The sequence below is a fragment of the Stenotrophomonas sepilia genome, assembly GCF_003244875.1.
GTDB lineage: Bacteria > Pseudomonadota > Gammaproteobacteria > Xanthomonadales > Xanthomonadaceae > Stenotrophomonas > Stenotrophomonas sepilia.
Window position 1 is genome coordinate 1 of sequence record NZ_LXXZ01000117.1, and the last position, 7,044, is coordinate 7,044.

Here is a 7,044-nt window from a genome sequence, read left to right on the forward strand (position 1 = left end):
GTGGCGTTCGGCGCCGTGCCAACCCTGTTCCAGACCGCCTTGGCACGGCGCCGAACGCCACGCCCCACAGGATCGTCGCCAGCAGCAGTGCGCTCGCCATGCCGGGCCACACCAGCAAGGCCAGCACCGGCACGATGAAGCCGATCACCGCCGCCCACACCAGCGCATGCAGGTGGCGATCCACGCCCCAGCCGGCAATCGCGATGCCGGCAATCGCCGCCATGCCGAAGGCCAGCAGCAGCCGGTCCAGCCATGCACCGGCACCCGCATCGACCGCCAGCGGCTCGATGTAGGTGTAGAGCACGTTGTGCGCCAGCACGTACAGCGCCATCACCAGCAGCGCACTGCGTACACCGGGCAGGCGCCACACGGTCGCCAGCGAAGTGCGTTGCCCGGCCCCAGCGGCCGGCAGCGCAGGCAACGCCCAGCGCGCGTAGGCCAGCAGCAGCAGACCCAGCACGCTCATCAGCGCGAACGCCCAGCGCCAGCCGATCTGCTGGCCCAGCAGCGTCCCTGCCGGCACCCCCAGCGACAGCGCCAGCGGCGAACCGACCATCGCGACCGCGATGGCCCGTCCCTGCAGCGACGGCACCACCATGCGCGCGGCATAACCGGCCACCAGCGACCACAGCAGGCCACCGCTCACGCCGGCCAGGAAGCGCGCAGCCAGGATCAGCGCGTAACTGCTGCTCAACGCCGTCAGCGTATTGACCACCACGAAGCCAGCGATGGCCGCCAGCAGCAGCGGACGCCGTGGCAGGCGCTGGGTCAGCGCGGTCATCGGCAGTGCGGCCATCACCGAACCCAGCGCATACACGCTCACCAGCTGGCCGACCGCCGCATCACTCACGCCCAGGCTTTCGCCCATCGGCCGCAGCACACCCGCCGGCAGGGTCTCGGTCAACAGGGTGATGAAGCCGCCGCCGGCCAAGGCAAGCAGGCCCGCCCACGGCAGGCGCGTGGCCTCGCCGGCCGGACTGGCGGCATCGATGGCATGGCCGCTCATCGCGTGGTCTCCAGGTCGGCATAGACCGCGTCGCGCAGTTCATCGACAAAGGCGCCATCCATGCCTTCGTACAGCGTGTTGGTCAGCGCCACCACGCTCAGCCCACGCGACGGGTCGACGAACCAGCTGTGCCCGTAGGCACCGCCCCAGCGCCAGGTGCCTTCGCGCTGTGGTGTGCCGCTGGCGGCGGCGTCGCGCAGTACCGCAAAGCCCAGCCCGAAGCCCCAGCCGGCCGGTTCCGGCGGCCCCTGTTCGCCCACCTGCGGGCTGGCCATCTCCTCCGCCAGCGCGGGTGGCAACAGGCCAGAGCGCTGCACGTCACGCAGCGCCTCCAACACCGCCATCACTTCATCGGCAGTACCCACCAGGCCGGCGCCGGCCGAAGCGAAACGGCTTGCATCGAGGGCACGCGCAAGGCTGTACTCGATGCCCACCGTGCCCTCGAACGGCGCGACCACCTCCCCTTCCTGCAGGCGATGCGGCCGCGGCGTGTCGCTCACATACGGCGTGGCCAGTCGTGCGGCATCGCGCGTGGCGAACGCGGTATCGCGCAGGCGCAACGGGGCAGCCAGCAGACGCTGGAACAGCGCCTGCAGCGTTTCACCGGTCGCGGCTTCGGCCACCGCACCGGCCACGTCCACGCCCGACGAGTACAGCCACTGGCTGCCCGGCTCGAACAGCAGTGCCGCCTGCGCGATCCGGCGTACGTTCTCGGCCAGGGAAAGCGGGTTGGCGTCCATGCCATCGCTGACGCCAGCGCGCGCGTAGGGCCCCACCGCATCCGCCTCCAGGAAGCGATAGCCCAGCCCGCTGCTGTGGCTGAGCAGCTGGCGCAGGCTGATCGGCGGCGTGCGGCCATCGGCCAGCGCCGGGCGGAAGTCCGGCAGCCAGCGCTGCACCGGTGTGTCGAGGTCGAGCACGCCTTCGGCCACCAGGCGCAGGATCACCGTGGCCAGCAACGGCTTGCTGACCGATGCCAGCCGGAACAGCTGATCGCGCTGCATCGGCCTGGCCGACTCGCGATCGGCCAGCCCGGTCGCGCTGGCATGGCGCAGCACGCCGTGCTCGCGCACCAGCACCACCGCACCGACCAGGCGCAGCGGGTGGACCTGCTGCAGCAGCCGCTGCACCGAAGGCAGCGTCGGTGCAGGTTCAAGGGAAAGAGCGGCATTCATCGCGGTATCCGTGGGGAGAGGCCCGCCACGTTAGGCAGCACGACGCGGCGCAAAAAGCCGGTTGCCGCTCCGGGCATCATGGACCGTGCAGTCCGCAATCGGCATGATGCCCGGAACTGGAACGCCGCAAGGGCTGCCCGAGGCCCCGCACCACAGTGTTGCGACGGCCGCGCCGCGTGTCGCGATCACCCGCCCCTACCCTGCCGTTTTCATTGCCGGTACGCCCATGTCAGTCCTGGACAACCTCGCCAACCTGCAGACCTTCGTCCACGCCGCCGACACCCGCAGCTTCGTCGAGACCGGGCGCCTGCAGGGCATCTCGGCCTCGGCCGCCGGCAAGTGCGTTGCGCGGCTGGAGCACGCACTGGGCGTGCGCCTGTTCCACCGCAGCACGCGCAGCATCACCCTCACCGCCGAGGGCCAGCTGTTCCTGGTGCGCTGCCGGCGCATCCTCGACGAACGCGATGCCGCGCGCACCGAACTGGCGCAACCGCACGCTGCACCGAGCGGCACGCTGCGGATCAGCCTGCCGCTGGTAGGTGACCTCACCCTGCCGTTGATGGCCGAATTCATGGCCGCGTATCCGGACATCCGCCTCGACCTGGATTTCAGCGACCGGCTGGTCGATGTCATCGAGGAAGGTTTCGATGCGGTGCTGCGCGTTGGCGAACCCAGCGACTCGCGGATGAACGCGCGCCGGCTGGGGGTGTTCCCGCGGCGTGTCGTCGCCTCGCCGGGCTACCTGCAGCGTCGCGGCGTTCCACGCACGCCGGCCGACCTGTTGCAGCACACGTTGCTGCACTACCGCTTCCCCAGCACCGGCAAGCTGGAGCCGTGGCCGATCCACTGGCCCGACCACGAAACACCGCAGGAGCTGCCGGTGCACATGGTGGCCAACACCATCGAGGCGCGGGTGGCGCTGGCGCTGCGCGGTACCGGCCTGGCCTTCGTGCCGGTGCACTCGGTGCGCGAAGCGCTGGCCGACGGCCGCCTGGTCACCGTGCTGGAGGATCATGTGCACTCCTGCGGCACCTTCCACCTGCTGTGGCCGTCGGGCCGACACGTACTGCCGAAGCTGCGGGTGTTCATCGACTTCGTCGGCGCCCGCCTGGACACCGTGCCGTAGCCGCGAGAAATCCACCCATGCCCGGCCCACAGTAGATCCACGCCATGCGTGGATGCTCTTGTAGTGCAGAGCCATCAAACCATTCAGCCAACCCCGCTATACTGGCCGCTCATTCCTCCCAGAGGCTCGCGACCAATGCGCCATTGATGCCGCCGTCTTCCCAACAGACGGCCTGACTCTTCCCGCCCCTGCGCGCAGGGGAGAACCCGGCATCCATGGAGGTCGCATGACCACACATTCCCTCACGCTCGATCGCGTGTCGTATCGGCTGGCCGACGGCCGCCCGCTGTTTTCCGATCTTTCGTTTTCCTTCGATCCGGTCGCCACCGGCCTGGTCGGTGCCAATGGCACCGGCAAGAGCGTGCTCGCACGCCTGCTGGCCGGTCGGGTGCGGCCAGAGAACGGGCAGGTGCGCAGCAGCGGCCGCGTGTTCCTGTTGCCGACGCCCGGCTATCCACCCGCCGGCACGGTCGGTGAACTGGCCGGCGTCGGCGCGGAACTCGCCGCACTGCAACGCATCGAAGCCGGCAGCGTGGATGAGGCCGACTTCGCCTGCGTCGGCGACCATTGGGATCTGCGCGAGCGCCTGCAGCAGCAATGGCAGGCGCTCCGCCTGCCCGACGATCTCGATCCCGCCCAACCCGCCGCGCGGCTCAGTGGCGGCCAGGCCATGCAGGTGGCGCTGTCCGGCGCCTGGGCCAGCGGCGCCGATTGGCTGATCCTGGACGAACCCAGCAACCACCTCGATGGCCGCCATCGCCAGCAGTTGTACGAACGGTTGCAGCAGTGGCGCGGCGGCCTGCTGGTGATCAGCCATGATCGCGAGCTGCTGGCGCAGATGCAGCAGATCGTCGAGCTCGACGCGCGCGGGCTGCATCGCTATGGCGGGCCATGGCAGCACTACGCCGACGCGCGGGCCGCCGAACGCGAAGCGGCCGCCGCACAGCTCGACCACGCCCGCGCCCAGCACCGGCAGCAACAGCGCAGCGCGCGCGAGCAGCACGAACGCCAGCTGCAGCGCCAGGCACGTGGCAATCGCGATGCGAAGCAGGCCAACCAGGCACCGATTCTGCTTGGCCGGCAGAAACAGCGTGCAGAGGCCAGCCGCGGGCGCGCGCAACAGGTACAGGCCGATCGTCTGCAAGCCAGCGCCGACCAGCTGCGCGCAGCGGCTTCGGCAGTTCACGCCGCGCCGGAGCTGGCGCTGTTCGCCGGTGACGGTGAACGCGGCAACGCACGTCTGCTGCAGGCGGAGTCGCTGGTGCTGCCGCAGGGTTGCAGTGCACCGTTGCGATTGGAGATCCGCCGCGGCCAGCGCATCGCCGTGGTCGGTGACAACGGCAGTGGCAAGTCCACGCTCCTGCGCGTGCTGGCCGGCCAGCTGCCTGCACGCAGCGGCATCGTGCAGCGTCATGCACCACTGGCGCTGCTCGACCAGCAGCTGCTGGGATTGTCCGGCGAACGCAGCATTCTCGACACCTTGCAGGCCGCCAACCCGGTGGCGGATGCGGGTGAACTGCGCACACGGCTGGCCCTGCTCGGGCTGGACGCACAGCGCATCCAGCGTGCAGCCCACAGCCTCAGCGATGGTGAACGGGTGAAAGGCGCGCTGGCCAGCGTGCTGTATGCCGATCCCGCACCGCAGCTGTTGCTGCTGGACGAGCCGGGCAACGCGCTGGATCTGAGCGCGTTGCAGGCACTGGAAGAACTGCTGGCGGCATGGCCGGGCGCGCTGCTGATGGTCAGCCACGACCGGCACCTGCTGCAGGCGTTGCGGCCGACCCACGTGCTGCAGGTGGGCACCGGGGGGTGGCAGTGGCGTGACGCCTTGTAGATCCACGCCATGCGTGGACCTACTGCAGCAGCCGAGCGTCGGCTCGGCTCTACAGGATAGGCCATGCGTGGATGCATGCATGGCCTACCGACCAGGGGTAGTGCCGGCCGCTGGCCGGCAATCCGTAGATCCTCAGTGCACCGTCACCGCTTCCACACCGGGAATGCCTGCGGCAACTGTTGCCACAGCAGCGGCCCCGCACGCAGTTCCTGGTCGTTGAGCAGGCACGCGTCCAGCTCCGCACGCACCGCGCGCTCATCCATGTGCACGCCAATCACCACCAGCTCCTGGCGGCGGTCGCCCCACAGCGGGTGCCACACGCGCTGCATCGCCGAATGCGCGGCCGCATCCGGGAAGTCTTCCAGACCCGGCAACGGTGCGCTCCAGCAGTCGGCCTGCTGCCGCGCCCAGCCCAGGTCGCTGTACGGCAGCGGCGTGGGCGGCAGCAATGGCGCGGTGTCCTCCAGCCCAGCCCGCACGCGATCACGCGCGGCGTACCAGAACCCCGCCGCCTGCGTCCGCGTCGCGGCACCCACGGTGTTCAGCTCACCCACCCAGTCCATGCGATTGGCCAGCCAGAACCAGCCCTTGCTGCGGATCACGCCGGGCATCCCCGACTGCAGCGCGCGGGCGAAGCGCGCGGGATGGAACGGTCGCCGCGAGCGGTAGACGAAACTGGCGATGCCGTACTCCTCGGTTTCGGGCGTGTGTTCGCCACGCAGTTCCTTCACCCAACCCGGCGCACGTTGCGCACGCTCGTAGTCGAAGCGGCCGGTGTCCAGCAGCTCGGCCAGTGGCACGGCACCGAAGCGGGACAGCAGCAGCTTCGCGTCGCGGTTCAGGCCGCGCAGCACGGCCAGCGTGTCCTGCAGCACTTCGTCATCCACCTGGTCGACCTTGCTGACCACGATCACGTCGGCGAACTCGACCTGCTCGCACAGCAGGTCGACCACGCCGCGATCATCATCCGGCCCGGCCTGTTGCCCGCGCTCGGCCAGGCGCAGCGTCGAGCCGAAGTCGGCAAGGAATGCGCTGCCATCCACCACCGTCACCATCGTGTCCAGGCGCGCGATGTCACTCAGGCTGAAGCCCTGCTCGTCGCGTACCGCGAACGTGGCCGCCACCGGCATCGGTTCACCGATGCCGGTCGACTCGATCAACAGGTAGTCATAGCGACCGGCGTCGGCCAGGCGCCGCACTTCCTGCAGCAGGTCATCGCGCAGCGTGCAGCAGATGCAGCCATTGCTGAATTCCACCAGCGTCTCTTCGGTTCGGCGCAGTTCGGCGCCGCCCTCGCGCACCAGCTGCGCATCGATGTTGACCTCGCTCATGTCGTTGACGATGACGGCCACACGCAGGCCCGCGCGGTTGCGCAGGATCTGGTTGAGCAGGGTGGTCTTGCCGGCCCCGAGGAAGCCGGACAGCACGGTGACCGGAAGGCGACGGTCGGCGCGGGAAACAGTGTTCATGTCGGAGCAGATTGGCTGCGGAACGGAAATGTTACTGTATAACATTCTCTTCGCAAGGAACGTCCCCGATGAAGTCGCCGTCTGCCGCCCTGCTCGATGCCGGCGCGGTCGCGCTGTCCAGCCTGTGCCTGCTGCACTGCCTGGCGCTGCCCCTGCTTGCCGCCGCACTGCCGCTGTTCGGCAGCTGGGCCGAAGCGGAATGGGTCCACCTGCTGTTCGTGGCCATCGCCCTGCCGCTGACCGGGTATGCACTATGGCGGGCGGAGCGCCGCCATCCGTTGCCGGTGCTGGCCTGGGCCACCGCCGGCTCCGGGCTTGGCCTGCTGCTGGCCGGCGCGCTGGCGTTGCCCTCGCACGACTGGGAAACACCGATGACCGTCACCGGCAGCCTGCTGCTGGCCGCCACGCATATCTGGAACGCGCGGCACCGGCAC

6 protein-coding genes are annotated in these 7,044 nt (G+C 69.6%); 3 read left to right on the forward strand and 3 right to left on the reverse strand.

Annotation, left to right across the window (positions count from 1 at the left end; genetic code table 11):
- Positions 1-1,006: MFS transporter (locus A7X97_RS21480; RefSeq protein ID WP_111008425.1), on the reverse strand; the 1,006-nt coding region annotated here is incomplete at its 3' end.
- Positions 1,003-2,181, reverse strand: coding sequence for a serine hydrolase domain-containing protein (locus A7X97_RS21485; RefSeq protein ID WP_088496185.1), 1,179 nt, complete (start codon positions 2,179-2,181; stop codon positions 1,003-1,005). The genes A7X97_RS21480 and A7X97_RS21485, both read right to left, overlap by 4 nt.
- 226 nt (positions 2,182-2,407) lie before the next feature.
- Here A7X97_RS21485 and A7X97_RS21490 point away from each other — a divergent pair, with 226 nt between their 5' ends.
- Both A7X97_RS21490 and A7X97_RS21495 read left to right on the forward strand, forming a co-directional pair.
- Positions 2,408-3,307 carry a LysR family transcriptional regulator gene (locus A7X97_RS21490; RefSeq protein WP_088496186.1) on the forward strand — a complete coding sequence of 300 codons (900 nt, stop codon included), beginning with the start codon at positions 2,408-2,410 and terminating at the stop codon, positions 3,305-3,307.
- A 226-nt stretch (positions 3,308-3,533) separates the two neighbouring features.
- Positions 3,534-5,141 carry an ATP-binding cassette domain-containing protein gene (locus tag A7X97_RS21495; RefSeq protein ID WP_088496187.1) on the forward strand — a complete coding sequence of 536 codons (1,608 nt, stop codon included), beginning with the start codon at positions 3,534-3,536 and terminating at the stop codon, positions 5,139-5,141.
- Positions 5,142-5,284: 143 nt separating this feature from the next.
- Here A7X97_RS21495 and A7X97_RS21500 read toward each other — a convergent pair whose 3' ends face one another.
- Positions 5,285-6,610 (reverse strand): GTP-binding protein, encoded by a 1,326-nt coding sequence (locus A7X97_RS21500; protein WP_088496188.1) that lies wholly within the window; start codon positions 6,608-6,610, stop codon positions 5,285-5,287.
- Between the two features lie 68 nt (positions 6,611-6,678).
- Between A7X97_RS21500 and A7X97_RS21505 the strand changes: the two genes are divergently transcribed.
- Positions 6,679-7,044 (forward strand): MerC domain-containing protein (locus A7X97_RS21505; protein ID WP_111008426.1); only part of this gene is annotated, 366 nt, incomplete at its 3' end.